Origin of the sequence: Kurthia huakuii LAM0618, assembly GCF_000505545.1 — a bacterium.
GTDB classification, from domain to species: Bacteria; Bacillota; Bacilli; order Bacillales_A; family Planococcaceae; genus Kurthia; species Kurthia huakuii.
In genome coordinates this window covers 131,097-146,211 of sequence record NZ_AYTB01000013.1, presented here as the reverse complement: position 1 = coordinate 146,211, position 15,115 = coordinate 131,097, and the positions used below count along the sequence as shown (strand labels likewise).

The window sequence follows — 15,115 nt, the reverse complement described above, 5'->3', positions numbered from 1 at the left end:
TTTGATATGATAAAGGAAGTTTCTATCTAGCAATGGGTGGGAGCTTCCTTTTACTATTTGGGCAAATAGGGAGTTGAAAAAATGTCTCTTCAAATTTATATTTTAACGAAGCTAATGGAAGAAAATAGCTATCCTTATAAAGTAAAAAAAGCGTTATCAGAGCCTGTTCCTTTTGCGGAAATGAGCAACTTAACTGACAGCAAACTCTATTACCATTTTGATTCGTTAGCGAAAAAACAAATGATTGAAGAAGTTGAAATTATTCACGAAGCCAATCGTCCGGACAAACACATATTTGGAATTACACCAAAAGGGCGCGAAGCATTACCTGAAATGATTTATAAAATGATTGATAAAGCGCAATCACCAATGGATATGGTCGTAGGTATTAATGCAATGCAATATGTCGATAAATCACGCGTTATTGATATTTTAGAACAAAAAGTGGCGCGTATTAAAAAGCGTCAGCACGAGCTAAATGCGATTTATGAACGCATTGAAATTGATGAACCAACCTTGCAATATGTCGATGTTTTTGAACGTTTCGTTAGCGAATCGACAGGCTTATATATTGCGACGTATCAACATTTTATTCGTTCGTTATTAGAAGCCGACGAAAATAACTGAATGGATCTAAAAGCCAGCTTTTTCCGGTAATTCACCGCCAAGAGCTGGCTTTTTGTCGTAAAAAAGCACGTTCAAAGGTTGGCCCTCTAAACGTGCGTGTCGTTAATCTTTTTCAACTTGTAGCTGAGCGCCGGTTGTTGCATCGAGCGTCACTTCTACTTCATGCTTTGTATTTTCAAATTTCACGTTGTAAACGGCTGTTTTATCGTCATCATCATATTCTAATGACCAGCTTGTCGCCTCTAAATCACCGACTTCTGATGCTTCGCTCGCCTTATCAATCGCTTCATTAACCGATAAATAGTCGTCGAGCATTAACTCGTTGTAATCGTCGTCGTTGTCTCGATTTTCTTGTTGTTGTTCAATGACCTTATTATCGTCGTCGATTTCAACGTTATATTCTTTCTTGTCATCGAAACCATCGATGTCATACGTAAATTTATGATTGCTTTCATCCAATTCAATTGATGAAATTTTAGCCCCTTTATACGTGTCATCAAATGTCATAAGTGCCTCGTCAAGCGCCAACGCTACCTCACTGACCGGACGTTTATCGCTCACAGTTGAGGAATTGTCATCGTTATTGTCGTCATTATCATTGCTATCAACATTGGAATTAGTTGAGGAATTGTCTGTTTTATCGGGTGACTCTACCGCCGTATTCTCACCACTATTCGATGAATCATCTGCATTATCATCATTACCACAAGCTGCCAATGTCACTGTCAGCATCCCCATAGCGCTAAGTAATTGCCATTTTTTCATTCGTTCATCGCATCCTTTCTAATTAGACTCTACTTCTTGTCTACCCAATTAAACAAATGATTAAAATGAAATTTTCATGACACACTAGGCCATTTCGTACTGTAAATCTTCTACTTTGCGGGCCATCGCGCGATATAAATCATCATACGTGTCCAAAATACGCGGGCGATGAATCGGCACTTCTACAACGGTAATCGGTACGCGCAGCCGCTTCAATTTACGCAAATGTACATCAGCCGCATCTTTCATTTTTTGTTCGAATGCAAGCCCACGCGTTGTTACTAATTGCACGCCTTTTTGCAATTGCTGTGCTAAATTCACGCAACATTCAACGCAAAGCTCACCACTTGCTTGCCCTGGGCGCATCACAAAAACAACTTGCTCATATGGCGCCATCATGCGCGTTAATAAATCCGCATACGCTGCAATGCGCTCCTCACAATGACTCGTATCAAATGAGCCAAATTGCGTATCTGGCACACTACAAAATAATAGTTTGCCACGTAAACACTCGATATAGTCTGGTATATTGTGATAATGATGTTCGTAAGGTTGCGTTAGATTGTCCGCTGTTTTACGTTCATCTAACGCCAATAATTTACGATACCCGTCCTCTATATAGGTCGTTTTATGAAGCGACACAAACTGCATATTATCGAGTTGATGTGTCACGTGCTGTGCTACATGAAGCCCCGTATCACCAAGAAAAAAGTAGCCAATTGCCATATTCCCATCCCCTATCTGCGCTTTTTTCCATTATAGCGCACAATAATAAGGATAAAATTTACAAAATTTCAACATTTTTAATACTATTGTCACAATTAGTCTAGTGAGAAATCACTACGTTTGTAGTCTGTAAAATTCATATGATCCCATTCTTCCTGTTGACCATTGAGGCGGAATTGCAATGTTTTTAATTTTGGCATATTCGCAAAAAATGTTTTTCCGATGGCATCGCGCGTTTGTTTAGCACCTGACGAGCCTTGGAAAAGCTGTGTTTTCATGACCGATTGCTTAAAGTCCAGCATAACTGTTTTTTCATCTTTTGAGACGCTATACGATTTTACATATTGATTGTAACCTAAATTTGTCAACAAAAAGCGCGTCAATGAGCCATCACGTTTGTACACATACGATAGTTCTTGTCCTTTTGAAACACTGTCATCTGTCGTTGAAAAATCATTGTATAGTGTCACGCGCTCCCCTTGCTCAACTTTTTTCGTCGGAGAAGTCGTTGTCGTTGATGGTTGTGATTGTGATTGTGGTTCGTTTGCCTGTTGATCACCACATGCTGCTAAAAATACCGTCATCGCCAGTAGCGCCATTGTTTTTTTCATAAAGCACCTCTTTTTCATATTTTTTCCATTATATCGTGAAAAGCGAGACCCTGCTATAATAGATTGCAGAGAATGGACGTGTTTATATGATTTTAGAACAACGTGGTAGTACGTGCGGCATTTATGCGTTATTAAATGGCTTACTTGTCGAGCACGAACTGTCATTAGAAGCGACAACTGTCGATGAAGCTGTTGCCGAACTAATACGACGCACAAGTTATGTCGGTCGTGCAAATGCTGGTGAAACGCTAGTCGGTGAATTTTTCTCGTGTGCGGCACTCGCAAACTATTTAAATCACTATCAAGGTGAGCTTGCGACAGCGCTCAACTTGCCAACGTATACGGTGCATATTGTCCCGGCAACGCAATTATGGACGAGGCAGGACGGTTTTTACATCGTACCCGGCATTCGCAAGCGCAAATGGTATGAGCGACAGCGAAATGCAGCGCTACACTGGATGACAGCCATGCCAGATGGTCGTGTACTAAATAGCGCCTATGCTTCGGTGCAACAAATGACCCGAGCAGAACTTGAAACCTTTCACGGCGGCCTAGACGAACGCCATTTTTCATGGCCACGCTGGCGCCGCCAAAATAGTGATTGTTTGGACGATGAGGCGGTAATCATTCCAACGTCGCGTGAGATGCTTGCGCTTGAGCAATCTATCGAGGCGTTCACGTGCGATGTGTCGTTTACATGCGGCGATATTTTATACGTCTCAAATCAACTGGACTGACCTAAAAAGCGAAAGGCACTTCTAATTTTGGAAGTGTTTTTTGATGGGCAAAAAAGAAAGATACGTAGCAAATACCATCGTTATGAAGGAGCTGAAAAAGGCATTATCATGAACATGCCCGGTAAAGACACACCCGCTAATAACGCCAGCATCGAACTGTTCAAGAATACGCGGATTTTAACAAAATAAAACCACCTTTCTCCGATTGCTCATCGAAAAAAGGTGGTTACGACTCCTAAGAAAACGTCCGTTAAATTCAGCTAAAAGAAGCGTTTTTTAAACGGTTTGCTCGATAACATAGCCAGCAAGTGACACATTCACTAAATTTGCTAATGTGTCGCCAATTGGGCAATGCGCTTCAATATGAGCAATAAATGCTTGAACTTGTTCGTCTGAAGCCGTCGTTTGAATATGGAATGTATAACGAATATCTGAGAACCCTGGGCGTACATCTGATTTTCCTAAGAAGCCGTCTGAATCAAAGTCGCCTTCTAATTCTACCCAAAAATCTTGTAAATCAATATCAAATTGTTTAGCATATGTACGCGCTACAATCGAATGACAAGCACCATATGCACCTAATAATACTTCTACCGGGTTGGCCCCTTTATCGGTACCACCGAAATATTCTGGTTCATCGATAATTAATTTATGCGTACGTGCAGACACTTCCACGCGATAATTTTCTTGTAAATGAGCTTGTGCTTTAACCGTTGTTTTTGCCATGATGTCATTCCTTCTTTCTAATACCAAGTATTATGGTAAGGATAGTCATTTTTATCATCATTGTCAAGCCATTTTCAGAAAATTCTCTTTTTAAATTGTTTCAAATACAACCGTCCCCATTTGCGCCACATCATAGCCCCCCATCGCGCGAATTTCTTGTCGATATACGGGATCCTCTAAAATCGCACGAACGGTCGCAATGAACGCCTCATTGCCGGCATTTTTCAAGAGCACGATATCATAATGTTCATCAATCAATGGCACAAAATCCACATCAACTAAGCGCGCTGTTTTTTCAATCCCAACGCCAACATCTACCGCACCACTCGCAACCGCTGTGGCTACGCTCACATGATCTTTTTCTTCGCGTTCATAGCCAGTCACATGCGTTGATGAGATGCCATGCGTACGCAATAATTCGTCAAGCAATGTGCGAATACCAGAGCCTTTTTCGCGATTCATAAGTCGCACATCTCCTTGTAAATCTGCAATGCTCGTAATATTTAACGGATTGCCCTTCGCCACATAAAAGCCCGCTTTTCGCGTCAATAGGCGCAATAAAATATAACGATGGCTGACAAAAACTTTGCGAATATACGGCAAATTATATGCCGCAGTATCCCCATCATATAAATGTAAACTTGCAATATCGCTATTGCCTTGATACATCGTAATTAAGCCATTAAAACTCCCTTCGTGCGAGCGCAATACTTTATAGCCAAGGCGCTGCTCGATATGTTTGCCTAACCGATCGAGCGCTAAATCTTGACCGCTAATAATAATCGTTTGTTGTTCATTCGTACTATTTATGCGATGTTTCGCAATGTACGCGTCTAAATCGTTTGCAGCAAGGCGCATTTGTCTCCCTACTTTAAAGACCGGAAGCTCGCCTTTTTTCACTAAATCATAAATCGTTAGCTTTGAAACTTTTAACAGTTGTGCGACTTCCTCAATTGTATACGATGTTTCCTGCGTCATAAAATCACCTTTTTTATCATTGTTGTTTTCTTTTTAATTATAACTAGTTATAATTGGTTATGTCTTGTTATAATTCATAAGCGAAAAGAGGACTATAACAAATGAAAAAAACAGCTACCTTTCTGGCTTCACTATGCATTGCTGGCGGCATCTTAGCAGGTTGTGGCAACAATGCAGACAAAGCGCAATCATCAAATGACTCCATCGAATTAACGGTTTCTGCAGCCGCAAGCTTGCAAGACGCGTTAACAGACCTTGCAAAAACGTATGAACAGGACCATCCAAACGTGAAAATCACGTATAATTTTGGTGGTTCTGGTGCGCTGCAACAACAAATTTCGCAAGGTGCGCCGGTCGATGTATTTTTCTCTGCAGCTGAAGATAAATTCGACGCGTTAGTCAATGATGGCGACATCGTAAAAAAAGACGGCACTGACTTGTTAGCGAATGAGCTTGTACTTGTTACGCCGGCTACAAATGATAAAAAAATTATGTCATTTGAGCAATTAACAAAAGCCGATAAAGTCGCGCTCGGTACGCCAGAATCTGTACCAGCCGGCCAATATGGTATCGAAACGTTAAAATCCATCGATGTATGGACTAAAATCAAATCAAATGTTGTGTATGCAAAAGATGTGCGTCAAGTGTTAACGTATGCGGAAACGGGCAATGTTGATGCCGGAATCGTTTACAAAACCGATGCACTGACTAGCGATAACGTAAAAATCGTTGCAACAGCAAGCAGTCAGTCACATACACCGATTATTTACCCAGTCGGTGTGTTAAAAAACAGCAAACATTTTGATGAGGCAACGGCATTTTACGAATTTTTACAAACAAACGAGGCGATGAGCGTTTTTAAGGACTACGGGTTTAAAGGAGCGAATTAGCGATGCTAACCGATTTTTGGACGCCAATTAAATTATCCATTGAAATTTCGCTCGTTGCGGGTACAGTGGCCATTATTTTTGGCATCCTAATCGGCAAATTTATGGCGAAACGACGCTTTCGTGGCAAACTGATATTAGAAACAATTATGTTACTACCGCTTGTCTTGCCACCGACAGTTGTTGGGTTCCTACTCATTATTATTTTTGGGCGCAACAGTATTGTCGGTCAAGGCATCGAATGGCTTTTCGGTCAACCGGTTATGTTTACGTGGTGGGCGGCTGTCATGGCATCAGCTATCGTCGCCTTTCCACTCATGTATCAAACCGTCAAAACTGGCTTTGAAGCGGTCGATAGCGATATTGAAAATGCCGCGCGAGTGGATGGCGCCTCTGAATGGAAAATTTTTATTTATATTTCAATTCCAATGGCATTTAAAGCGATTATTGCCGGTGGAATTTTATGTTATACGCGCGCGCTCGGCGAATTTGGCGCAACATTAATGTTCGCTGGGAATTTACCCGGGAAAACACAAACGACGCCACTCGCCATTTATACAGCCATTGACGGGGGTAATATGCAACTTGCATGGCTTTGGGTTGGCGTCATGATTTTACTATCGTTTATTATGCTCCTCAGCGTGCATATAATCCAAAAATAACGACGAAAAATGGGAGCCTCCTTTTGCGGAGCTCCCATTTTTTTAACCGCCACTAATCGGTGGAATAAAGGCGATTGTATCCCCTGTTTTAACGACCGTATGTTCCATCGCAAACGCCTCGTTCACGGCACTCATTACTTGCTTTAGCTCTAGTGAATAGCGCGCTTCAAGCCATGCCTTCACATCTGCTACAGTCATTTCTTCTGTCGCAATAACAAGCTCTTCTTCGCCAACTACTTCGCGCAAATGCGCAAACAACAACACATTAATCATCGAACCCCTCCTTTGGTGCACCGCTTAGGTACGGTACATTTTCTAATTGATCGCCAATCCATGCTGTACCATCTTCCCAATGTTCTTTTTTCCAAATCGGTACAATTTGCTTAATGCGATTAATCGCAAATTCATTCGCTTCATACGCCATTTTGCGATGCGGTGAAGAAACGGCAATAACGACCGCAATATCGCTAATAGCAAGTTTCCCTACGCGATGCGTAATGGCTAGCTGTGCTTCTGGCCACTGTTCGTGCATCTCACGTTCAATTTGTTGAAACATTTTAAGCGCCATCGCCGGATAGGCTTCATACTCTAATGATAACGTTTTTTTGCCTTTTGTCAGCTCGCGAACGGTGCCGATAAAAACGGTAATCGCCCCGGCATTGCGGCTCACTACTTTTTGCGTTACATCATCGACGACAAGTGGTTTGTCGCTAATTTCAAATCGTGTTGTCATTTAACATCCTTCTTTCGTTATTAAAAATGGAATATACGCCGCTTCATCGTGCAGTGCAAAACATGGAAATTCCGTACAGTGTGGTCGTGGAAATGTCGGCCAATAAATCGCTGCGACAATATTGTTAAGCGTCAAAAGTTTTTCATCACCAGGAGTTTTTAGTAGCACAACCTTTTGATAACACTCACTTTTATACCCTTCTACAATTGTAAAATTAGTCAAAAAAGCCGTTTCATATAACGCCAGTAACGCTGCTAAATCGACGGTATGTGCCGCTAACTGTAGCTGCACGACACCCTCTCCTTCGACAGCTGACACAAGCGCGCCTGCCTGTGCATGACGCGTACTATCTTTTGGCAAATTAGATAGCGGTGCACCGCCATGGCCGTGGTGTTTAATCGCACCAACACGTAATCCTTGCTCGCTCGCATACGCAATCATTTTTTCAGCGAGTGTTGTCTTCCCACTATTTTGATACCCGACTATTTGTAAGACGCGACGATATTGTCCCAAGGCCACTCACTTCCCGTCGTCTCTTCAAGCAGAAGTACATCGACTTGCATACCCGCTTCATAACCACGCGTACCACCCGGTAGCACGATAAACGCATTGGCTTCTGCAAGCGATGACACCGCGCTTGATTTATCAAAACCCGATGGCGCCGCAACAAGCTGCCCTTGCTCTGTGCGCACAGTCGACCGTACAAAACGCGTAAATGGATTTGGCTTTTTAAAGTCGACGCCAAGTGTTGCTGTTTCACGACGTAAATGCGGCTTCTGACTGCCAAAAGCCGTTTTAATAACCGGTTTCGTGTACAGTTCAAAGCCGACATAACACGCAGATGGATTTCCCGATAAGCCAAATAAGAGCTGGCCATTACACTGCGCCACCGTTGTCACACTACCAGGGCGCTGCGCTACTTTATTAAATAACACGTCAGCACCTAGCGCATCATAAATCGCTGGCAAATAATCAAAATCCCCTACCGACACGCCACCTGTTGTAATCAAGCAATCGACCTCGCTCATCGCTTGCTTGACCGCGTCAATACACAATGCTAAGTCATCGCTTAATTTGCCATAATATTTCGCCGTAGCGCCCGCACGTTCAATTTGCGCGAGCATCATATAGGCATTACTATTACGAATTTTCCCAGGTGCTAGTGCTTCGTGAGGCTCCAATAATTCACTGCCTGTCGCAATGACACCAATAACCGGCTTGACAAATACCGGGACGCTCGCATAGCCAAACGTCGCGAGTAACGCCGCAACACCGGGATTAATATATGTGCCTTTTGTGACGAGGACAGCACCTTGTTTAACATCTTCGCCGCGGTACGAAATGTTCGTGCCAGACGCAAATGCGCGCTTCACCGACATATACGTTTTACCCGCTTCCTCATACCCTTTCGTCAATTCAAGCATGACAACGGCATCACAACCTTGTGGAATCGGCGCACCCGTCATAATGCGCACCGCTTGACCCGCTTCGACGACACCATGAAACACAAAGCCCGCGCCAATTGTCCCGACAACGTCAAATGTCACCGGTTGTTCTGCAGATGCGCCTGCACTATCAACCGCACGAATCGCAAAACCGTCATACGGCGAACGGTCAAATGCCGGTACATCTTGGTCCGCTGCTATATTTTCAGCGACGTAGCGACCATAACACGCCGTAATATCGACATGCTCGACTTTCCCTTCTGTTGCATACTGCATAACGCGCTTCACTGCTTCACCGACCGCGATTGGGGTTCTTTTTTCTAACATTTCTTATTCCTCCTTAGCCTAGTAAACGATAATATAAATTTTTTGCATAGTGAATATCATGTGTGCCGTGAATGAGCACGCGACCGTCTTTAAAAATAACGAGGCGATTGTCGCTCAATTGGCATGATAGTAAGTATGGATTTTGTTGAATCGTACCATGCGGCGCTAACGTACGCGCTAATTGTTCTAAATCATAATTTTTCGCCGTAGCTGGACGGATTTGCACCGCATCGCGACCGCATAATACCGCGCTTTTCGTTTGTTGCTCATACGCTAAATACGGATATATCGGCGCATCACCACAGCTCGGACACGCTGGGTTTTTCGCCGCCTGCATCGTCATGTCAAAATGCTGATTTTGCCAAACATCAAACGTTAAAAACGTCCCGCGTAACGCCTCTTCATTGTGCGTTAAAATTTTTAACGCCTCGGCTACTTGATAGGCGGCGACGATTTGCACAGCCGGGCTAATAATACCGACCGTATCACACGTCATGCCGGTAGTTGGCATCGCTTGCAATAAGCAATGCAAACAAGGCGTTTCCCCCGGTAAAATTGTGTATGTCGCGCCGTAACTGCCGACACATGAGCCGTAAATCCACGGAATACGATGCTTTTGCGCTAAGTCATTAATGATAAAACGCGTATCAAAATTATCGGTGCCATCGATGATTAAATCGACATCAGTGAGAAGTCCTTCGAGCGTTTCGACATCGGCATCACCGACAATCGCCTGAATGTCTACTTCATCATTAATAGCGGCCAAGCGCGCTTTTGCTGCCATCGCCTTTGGTAATTTTTCTGCTGCATCCGATGCGGTATACAATTGTTGACGCTGTAAATTACTCCATTCGACATAATCACGATCAATTATCGTAATGCGCCCAACGCCCGCGCGTACAAGTGGCTCGGCTGTCGCGCTTCCTAGTGCACCGGCACCGACGATTAAAAGATGTTTTTGTTGTAATTGTTGTTGTCCTTCCACTCCAATTGGGGTAAAGAGTTGTTGACGAGAATAACGTTCTGTCATGACAACACTTCCTTTCTTGTCTAAATTTCGTTTGACGTATCGATTGTCCGCATTATAATATAAACATTGATTTTGCCAAAGGAGGCGATGACTGTGCATCCAACGCATGAGCAACAACGTGTCCATGCAGCCATCTTGACACTCAGTGATACACGTACACAAGAGACTGACAAAGGTGGTCAAACGATTCAAGCTTTATTAAACGACGCACAATTTGACATTGTGGCGTATAAAATTTTAAAAGATGATGCACCGGCACTTACCGCACAACTAGCGGCTTGGTGCAACGATTCGAGCATTAATACGATTATCTTAACAGGTGGCACCGGCTTTACAAAGCGCGACGTCACCTATGATGTCGTCTCACAGCTCCTCGACAAGGAAATGTCCGGTTTCGGCGAGCTATTTCGTATGTTAAGCTACGATGACATTGGCCCAAAGGCGATGTTTAGCCGCGCGATTGCAGGCGCTGTAAAAGGCACGGCCATTTATGCACTTCCCGGCTCAACGAATGCCGTCACACTCGGTATGACAAAATTAATCGTCCCGACTGTGCAACATTTTTTAGGCGAGTTGAAGCGCCAATGACCCTTACCGGAGTTTTATTAGCTGGCGGCAAATCGTCGCGCTATGGCAAGCCAAAAATGTTTGAACGATGGCGTCACGAACCGCTGTACATGGTCGCTGTACATGCCTTCGACGCACAAAATTGGCCGCTCGTCATTGCGACAAATGCGGCATTACGCCCCCATTTTGACGTGCCACATGCGACATTTATTGTCGAGCAACAGCCGCATGAAGGGCCACTCTATGCACTGGCACAAGTGATGACACAAGTTGACGCGGCGTGGTATTTTGTCGTCGCAGCGGATATGCCGTATCTTAATGCGGCGTTTATGCAAATGCTTGCTGCGCATATCACAGCCGATATAGATGCGATTATTCCAACCGTTAATGGCAAATGGCAGCCACTCGCTGGGCTTTATCACCGACGCACACTTCAGCAAGCAACACAAGCACTCGCACACAACCGCCGTAGTATGCGCGCGTTACTTGATGAAGTTCGCGTGCAATTTGTTGCAATCGATGACGCGAAATTATTTTTAAATATTAATGCCGCTGCGGACTGGCCACAGCGCGATAAAGGAGATACAGTATGAGTGAATTTTCACATTGGAATGAAGCCGGCCGCCCAAAAATGGTCGACATTTCCGACAAACAACCAACGAGCCGTACTGCGATTGCTCGTAGTACGATTGCGCTATCAACGGCGCTTTACGAAGCAATTGAACAAGGCACGATCAAGAAAGGAGACCCGACACAAGTCGCACAAATCGCCGGCATTATGGGTGCGAAAAAAACCGCAGACATTATCCCGATGTGCCACCCGATTATGCTGCAAGGCACCGATTTTACATTTGCTTATGAACAAACTGAAGCCGGTTATGACCTTCACATCGAAGCGGTCGTTAAATGCGACGGCAAAACCGGTGTCGAAATGGAAGCCTTAACAGCCGTGTCGATTGCTTCGCTAACATTTTATGATATGTGTAAGGCGGTCGATAAATCGATGATCATTAAAAACACCTATCTCGTGAAAAAAACCGGTGGCAAAAGCGGCACGTTTGTCCATAACATCGACTAGCCTCAACGAAAAAGGAATCGCAGCGTAGCGATTCCTTTTTTATTATGATTTGACTGCTTTCTTTTGGTACGCTACATAGTATGCTAAACCAACAAATACAGCCCCACCGACGACATTACCTAAAAAGGCGGGGACAACATTGTGTAAAAAGTCGCCCCATGTAATCGCACCGCCTGCAAAAATACCCGCTGGAATGACGAACATATTTGCCACAACGTGTTGGAAACCAATTGTCACAAAGGCCATCACCGGGAACCAAATGCCGACGATTTTGCCGACAAAATCTTGTGCGCCAAAGCATAGCCATACTGCTAAACAAACGAGCCAGTTACAGCCAATACCTGAAATAAAAATTTGCATAAACGTCGCATCGACTTTCCCTTGTGCAATCGCAATTGTTTTTTCTGCAAAAGCACCTTCTGTTAAGCCTAAGTAATGCCCAAAGAAATACGCGATAAACAATGCACCTAAAAGGTTCGCTAACGTTACGAAAAACCAGTTACGCGCGAGCATTGTCATCGTCACTTTTTTCGAATAAAACGCCATCGCAACGGTCATCATATTCCCTGTAATTAAATCCGCGCCTGCTAACAATACTAAAATAAGACCGATTGGGAACACTGCCGCACCGATGAATGTAGCAAAACTCCCCCATTCAGCAGGCATCGTGCCCATGACGCGAATATCTAATAAAAAGCCGAACGCGATAAACGCGCCGCCGAAGAAGCCTAAAATTAACATTTTTAAAATGCTCGCACTCGCTTTACTTACTCCGGTGTTCGTTGCAATTTCTGTAATCTCTTCTGGTTTATAAAAAGCCATCATATTCTTCCTTTACTCTCCAAAGTTGCAACGTGCTAGCCGCCGATATGCGACATCTCTATTTTTGTCTTTTGGCGACGACTAGCTGTTTGTGCTGTACGTTCATCTGAATATCGGTCAGTCCGATGCGCCCAGACGTCTGCAATTTTTGCAGCGACTGCTTCATCGTCGAGGTCCGAACGCAGTAATGCACGTAAATCTGTACCTTCCGTTGCGAAAAGGCACGTGTAAAGCTTTCCTTCCGCTGAAATGCGCGCGCGTGAACAATTACCACAAAATGAATCGGTTACAGATGAAATCACACCGACCTCGCCATCGCCATGTTCATAGCGGAAACGCGACGCCACCTCACCTTCATAGTTTGGCGCGACCGGTTTCACAGGTGCTAATTTTTGCACTTCGTCGATAATGTCCTTTTTCGAGAACACATCGTCTAAACGCCAACCATTGGAGTTACCGACATCCATATATTCGATAAAACGTAAAATATGCTGTTTTTCTTTAAAATAGTGCGCCATTGGGATAATATCTTCGATGTTTTTGCCTTTTTGCACAACCATATTAATTTTGACATACAGCCCGGCAGAAGCGGCCGCTTCAATTCCGGCAAGCACCGTTTTTACTTTCCCGCGATTGCCATTCATTGCTAAAAAACGCTCATCTTCTAATGAATCGAGGCTTATCGACACGCGGTCAAGTCCCGCTTCCTTCAGTGGCTTCGCATATTTTTTTAACAGCGAGCCATTTGTCGTCATCGCGATATCCTCGACGCCCTCTATCGCACGTATCATGCGTACAAGCACCGGTAAATCGCGACGCATCAGCGGCTCACCACCTGTAATGCGAATTTTTTTGACACCGAATGACACGAAAATTTTCACAAGGCGTTCGATTTCCTCAAAGCTTAAAATTTTGTCCGATGGTAAAAAAGCAAAATCCGGGCCAAAAATTTCTGCTGGCATACAATAGCTACAGCGGAAATTACAGCGATCTGTCACCGAAATTCGTAAGTCTCGAAGCGGTCGTTTCAATTGGTCATAAATGGGGTTCATCTTAACACCTCCTCCTTTTGTTGTTAGTCTAAGTTCACACGTTTTGCATGCGTATAAATATTGAGTGAGTCATTGCGAATAAAGCCGATTGTTGTAATGCCTAGCTGCTCCGCTAAACTAAGGGCTAATTCTGTTGGCGCTGATTTTGATAACACAATCTCACAGCCAATTTTTGATACTTTCATTAAAATTTCCGATGATATCCGTCCGCTAAAAACGATGACTTTATCTTCAATGGAAATGTGATGCTTCATGCAGTAGCCATAAATTTTATCGAGTGCATTATGGCGCCCGATATCCATGCGGCTAACAATGACACCATTTGTATCACACAGTGCCGCATTGTGCACGCCACCTGTTTCTTTAAATGTTACCGCCTGTTGCTGCATCACCCGCATCAAGCGGTAGCAATCTTCCGGTGTAACCGTTACGTGAACGTCCTCCATTTGCTTCGCTGCTAATGCATCACTCGCAAAAACAAAGCCTTGGCGACTCATGCCACAGCACGACGTAATATAGCGCTTATTTTGCACGTCGCGCGCGTATGGATTTAGTTTCGTCGTTTCGACATGGACGATGCCCTCTTTTTCTTGATACCAAAGGCGGTCAATATCGTCATACGATCGAATGATACGCTCCGATGCTAAATAGCCGATAACCATATCCTCGACATACTCTGGTGTACAGACCATCGTCACGAATTCTTGCTGATTGATTTTCACCGTAACGGCGTGCTCGGTCACAACCGCATCAAGCGCCTCTTCATGCGCGGTACCACGCACGCGAATAATCGGACGCATTACTTGTGTTTCCATTCGCGGCACCTCCTACTCTTCAATCGTTTTATCAAACATAAATACCGAGACGGCCATATCTTCTTCAATTTTGATGTCTGAGAACAAATGAAGTAGCTTCGCACCTACTAACTCTTCCATACCATCTGGCGTCGCTTGCGCATACAGATCTTGAATCATAATCGTGCGCGCTTCATGCACCATTTTTGCACCTTCAACGGTCCCTGCAATAAATTTTTCAGTCGGCGTAATATTGCCATAAAGCGTTGATACGGCTAGGTTTTCAACGAATACTGTATGAATGCGTTCTGGCCCTTTGCCAAATAAATCTTTACGTAATTTACGAATAATGTCGTTAAATTCATGTATTTTTTTTGACATTGTGGTGCCCTCCTTTCCATTATTTTTTCTAAAATTAGCGGGCATGACCCTCACAGTTTGATAATGATATAGCAAGATTTCGAAAAATAAAAGCCCTAAGTTTGCTGAGAATCATTATCAAATACCATTTTTTCTAAATTTCCTTGTATGTTTAAGACATAAGCTGT

General features: G+C 43.8%; 21 protein-coding genes. 7 read left to right on the top strand and 14 right to left on the bottom strand.

What is annotated here, in order from left to right; genetic code table 11:
• The first annotated feature begins 81 nt into the window (after positions 1-81).
• Complete coding sequence (locus V514_RS0110550) at positions 82-627, top strand: PadR family transcriptional regulator (RefSeq protein WP_029499914.1); 546 nt, start codon at positions 82-84, stop codon at positions 625-627.
• Positions 628-729: 102 nt separating this feature from the next.
• Here the strand turns inward: V514_RS0110550 and V514_RS0110545 are convergent, their stop codons facing one another.
• The 3 genes from V514_RS0110545 to V514_RS0110535 all read right to left on the bottom strand — a co-directional run bounded on the left by V514_RS0110545 (position 730) and on the right by V514_RS0110535 (position 2,729).
• Positions 730-1,392 (bottom strand): PepSY domain-containing protein, encoded by a 663-nt coding sequence (locus tag V514_RS0110545; protein ID WP_029499913.1) that lies wholly within the window; start codon positions 1,390-1,392, stop codon positions 730-732.
• A gap of 84 nt (positions 1,393-1,476) precedes the next feature.
• Complete coding sequence (locus tag V514_RS0110540) at positions 1,477-2,118, bottom strand: hypothetical protein (protein WP_029499912.1); 642 nt, start codon at positions 2,116-2,118, stop codon at positions 1,477-1,479.
• A 95-nt stretch (positions 2,119-2,213) separates the two neighbouring features.
• Positions 2,214-2,729, bottom strand: coding sequence for a hypothetical protein (locus tag V514_RS0110535; RefSeq protein ID WP_029499911.1), 516 nt, complete (start codon positions 2,727-2,729; stop codon positions 2,214-2,216).
• Positions 2,730-2,815: 86 nt separating this feature from the next.
• On the opposite strand from V514_RS0110535, the gene V514_RS0110530 reads away from it, so the two are divergent.
• The gene (locus V514_RS0110530) at positions 2,816-3,466 is read left to right on the top strand and encodes a hypothetical protein (RefSeq protein WP_029499910.1); all 651 of its coding nucleotides are present in this window, start codon (positions 2,816-2,818) and stop codon (positions 3,464-3,466) included.
• Positions 3,467-3,742: 276 nt separating this feature from the next.
• Here the strand turns inward: V514_RS0110530 and V514_RS0110525 are convergent, their stop codons facing one another.
• Complete coding sequence (locus V514_RS0110525; protein ID WP_029499909.1) at positions 3,743-4,192, bottom strand: OsmC family protein; 450 nt, start codon at positions 4,190-4,192, stop codon at positions 3,743-3,745.
• A 90-nt stretch (positions 4,193-4,282) separates the two neighbouring features.
• The gene (locus V514_RS0110520) at positions 4,283-5,170 is read right to left on the bottom strand and encodes a substrate-binding domain-containing protein (RefSeq protein WP_029499908.1); all 888 of its coding nucleotides are present in this window, start codon (positions 5,168-5,170) and stop codon (positions 4,283-4,285) included.
• Between the two features lie 101 nt (positions 5,171-5,271).
• On the opposite strand from V514_RS0110520, the gene modA reads away from it, so the two are divergent.
• The gene (modA, locus tag V514_RS0110515) at positions 5,272-6,060 is read left to right on the top strand and encodes a molybdate ABC transporter substrate-binding protein (protein WP_029499907.1); all 789 of its coding nucleotides are present in this window, start codon (positions 5,272-5,274) and stop codon (positions 6,058-6,060) included.
• A 2-nt stretch (positions 6,061-6,062) separates the two neighbouring features.
• Complete coding sequence (gene modB, locus V514_RS0110510) at positions 6,063-6,719, top strand: molybdate ABC transporter permease subunit (protein ID WP_029499906.1); 657 nt, start codon at positions 6,063-6,065, stop codon at positions 6,717-6,719.
• 42 nt (positions 6,720-6,761) lie between these two features.
• On the opposite strand, the gene moaD is transcribed toward modB, so the two are convergent.
• The 5 genes from moaD to V514_RS0110485 are packed head-to-tail and all read right to left on the bottom strand — an operon-like array spanning position 6,762 to position 10,254.
• Positions 6,762-6,992, bottom strand: a complete 231-nt coding sequence (gene moaD / locus V514_RS0110505) for a molybdopterin converting factor subunit 1 (RefSeq protein WP_029499905.1) — start codon at positions 6,990-6,992, stop codon at positions 6,762-6,764.
• Complete coding sequence (locus tag V514_RS0110500; protein ID WP_029499904.1) at positions 6,985-7,452, bottom strand: molybdenum cofactor biosynthesis protein MoaE; 468 nt, start codon at positions 7,450-7,452, stop codon at positions 6,985-6,987. The genes moaD and V514_RS0110500 overlap by 8 nt, the downstream gene beginning before the upstream one ends.
• Positions 7,453-7,971: a molybdopterin-guanine dinucleotide biosynthesis protein B gene (gene mobB / locus V514_RS0110495; protein WP_235073284.1), complete on the bottom strand. Its 519-nt coding sequence runs from the start codon at positions 7,969-7,971 to the stop codon at positions 7,453-7,455.
• Positions 7,935-9,224, bottom strand: a complete 1,290-nt coding sequence (locus V514_RS0110490) for a molybdopterin molybdotransferase MoeA (protein WP_029499902.1) — start codon at positions 9,222-9,224, stop codon at positions 7,935-7,937. Before V514_RS0110490 ends, mobB begins: the two co-directional genes overlap by 37 nt.
• 13 nt (positions 9,225-9,237) lie before the next feature.
• Positions 9,238-10,254, bottom strand: a complete 1,017-nt coding sequence (locus V514_RS0110485) for a MoeB/ThiF family adenylyltransferase (protein WP_029499901.1) — start codon at positions 10,252-10,254, stop codon at positions 9,238-9,240.
• Between the two features lie 93 nt (positions 10,255-10,347).
• On the opposite strand from V514_RS0110485, the gene V514_RS0110480 reads away from it, so the two are divergent.
• The 3 genes from V514_RS0110480 to moaC are packed head-to-tail and all read left to right on the top strand — an operon-like array spanning position 10,348 to position 11,899.
• The gene (locus tag V514_RS0110480) at positions 10,348-10,842 is read left to right on the top strand and encodes a MogA/MoaB family molybdenum cofactor biosynthesis protein (protein WP_029499900.1); all 495 of its coding nucleotides are present in this window, start codon (positions 10,348-10,350) and stop codon (positions 10,840-10,842) included.
• A complete protein-coding gene (mobA, locus tag V514_RS0110475; protein WP_029499899.1) occupies positions 10,839-11,414 on the top strand; it encodes a molybdenum cofactor guanylyltransferase in 576 nt (191 codons plus the stop codon). The genes V514_RS0110480 and mobA overlap by 4 nt, the downstream gene beginning before the upstream one ends.
• Complete coding sequence (gene moaC / locus V514_RS0110470) at positions 11,411-11,899, top strand: cyclic pyranopterin monophosphate synthase MoaC (RefSeq protein ID WP_029499898.1); 489 nt, start codon at positions 11,411-11,413, stop codon at positions 11,897-11,899. Before mobA ends, moaC begins: the two co-directional genes overlap by 4 nt.
• Positions 11,900-11,941: 42 nt before the next feature.
• On the opposite strand, the gene V514_RS0110465 is transcribed toward moaC, so the two are convergent.
• From V514_RS0110465 to V514_RS0110450, 4 genes are read right to left on the bottom strand one after another with little or no spacing between them, the layout of a single operon-like run.
• Positions 11,942-12,721: a formate/nitrite transporter family protein gene (locus tag V514_RS0110465; protein ID WP_029499897.1), complete on the bottom strand. Its 780-nt coding sequence runs from the start codon at positions 12,719-12,721 to the stop codon at positions 11,942-11,944.
• Positions 12,722-12,756: 35 nt separating this feature from the next.
• Positions 12,757-13,773 (bottom strand): GTP 3',8-cyclase MoaA, encoded by a 1,017-nt coding sequence (gene moaA / locus V514_RS0110460; protein WP_029499896.1) that lies wholly within the window; start codon positions 13,771-13,773, stop codon positions 12,757-12,759.
• A gap of 23 nt (positions 13,774-13,796) precedes the next feature.
• Entirely contained in the window at positions 13,797-14,588 is a 792-nt protein-coding gene (gene fdhD, locus V514_RS0110455; protein ID WP_029499895.1) for a formate dehydrogenase accessory sulfurtransferase FdhD, read from the bottom strand.
• 12 nt (positions 14,589-14,600) lie between these two features.
• Entirely contained in the window at positions 14,601-14,948 is a 348-nt protein-coding gene (locus V514_RS0110450; protein WP_029499894.1) for a DUF2294 domain-containing protein, read from the bottom strand.
• Positions 14,949-15,115 lie beyond the last annotated feature (167 nt).

Bases quoted from the DNA above. Each gene is read 5' to 3' on its own strand.
- V514_RS0110550 (WP_029499914.1), top strand. From the start codon at position 82: ATGTCTCTTCAAATTTATATTTTAACGAAGCTAATGGAAGAAAATAGC.
- V514_RS0110545 (WP_029499913.1), bottom strand. From the start codon at position 1,392: ATGAAAAAATGGCAATTACTTAGCGCTATGGGGATGCTGACAGTGACA.
- V514_RS0110540 (WP_029499912.1), bottom strand. From the start codon at position 2,118: ATGGCAATTGGCTACTTTTTTCTTGGTGATACGGGGCTTCATGTAGCA.
- V514_RS0110535 (WP_029499911.1), bottom strand. From the start codon at position 2,729: ATGAAAAAAACAATGGCGCTACTGGCGATGACGGTATTTTTAGCAGCA.
- V514_RS0110530 (WP_029499910.1), top strand. From the start codon at position 2,816: ATGATTTTAGAACAACGTGGTAGTACGTGCGGCATTTATGCGTTATTA.
- V514_RS0110525 (WP_029499909.1), bottom strand. From the start codon at position 4,192: ATGGCAAAAACAACGGTTAAAGCACAAGCTCATTTACAAGAAAATTAT.
- V514_RS0110520 (WP_029499908.1), bottom strand. From the start codon at position 5,170: ATGACGCAGGAAACATCGTATACAATTGAGGAAGTCGCACAACTGTTA.
- modA (WP_029499907.1), top strand. From the start codon at position 5,272: ATGAAAAAAACAGCTACCTTTCTGGCTTCACTATGCATTGCTGGCGGC.
- modB (WP_029499906.1), top strand. From the start codon at position 6,063: ATGCTAACCGATTTTTGGACGCCAATTAAATTATCCATTGAAATTTCG.
- moaD (WP_029499905.1), bottom strand. From the start codon at position 6,992: ATGATTAATGTGTTGTTGTTTGCGCATTTGCGCGAAGTAGTTGGCGAA.
- V514_RS0110500 (WP_029499904.1), bottom strand. From the start codon at position 7,452: ATGACAACACGATTTGAAATTAGCGACAAACCACTTGTCGTCGATGAT.
- V514_RS0110490 (WP_029499902.1), bottom strand. From the start codon at position 9,224: ATGTTAGAAAAAAGAACCCCAATCGCGGTCGGTGAAGCAGTGAAGCGC.
- V514_RS0110485 (WP_029499901.1), bottom strand. From the start codon at position 10,254: ATGACAGAACGTTATTCTCGTCAACAACTCTTTACCCCAATTGGAGTG.
- mobA (WP_029499899.1), top strand. From the start codon at position 10,839: ATGACCCTTACCGGAGTTTTATTAGCTGGCGGCAAATCGTCGCGCTAT.
- moaC (WP_029499898.1), top strand. From the start codon at position 11,411: ATGAGTGAATTTTCACATTGGAATGAAGCCGGCCGCCCAAAAATGGTC.
- V514_RS0110465 (WP_029499897.1), bottom strand. From the start codon at position 12,721: ATGGCTTTTTATAAACCAGAAGAGATTACAGAAATTGCAACGAACACC.
- moaA (WP_029499896.1), bottom strand. From the start codon at position 13,773: ATGAACCCCATTTATGACCAATTGAAACGACCGCTTCGAGACTTACGA.
- fdhD (WP_029499895.1), bottom strand. From the start codon at position 14,588: ATGGAAACACAAGTAATGCGTCCGATTATTCGCGTGCGTGGTACCGCG.
- V514_RS0110450 (WP_029499894.1), bottom strand. From the start codon at position 14,948: ATGTCAAAAAAAATACATGAATTTAACGACATTATTCGTAAATTACGT.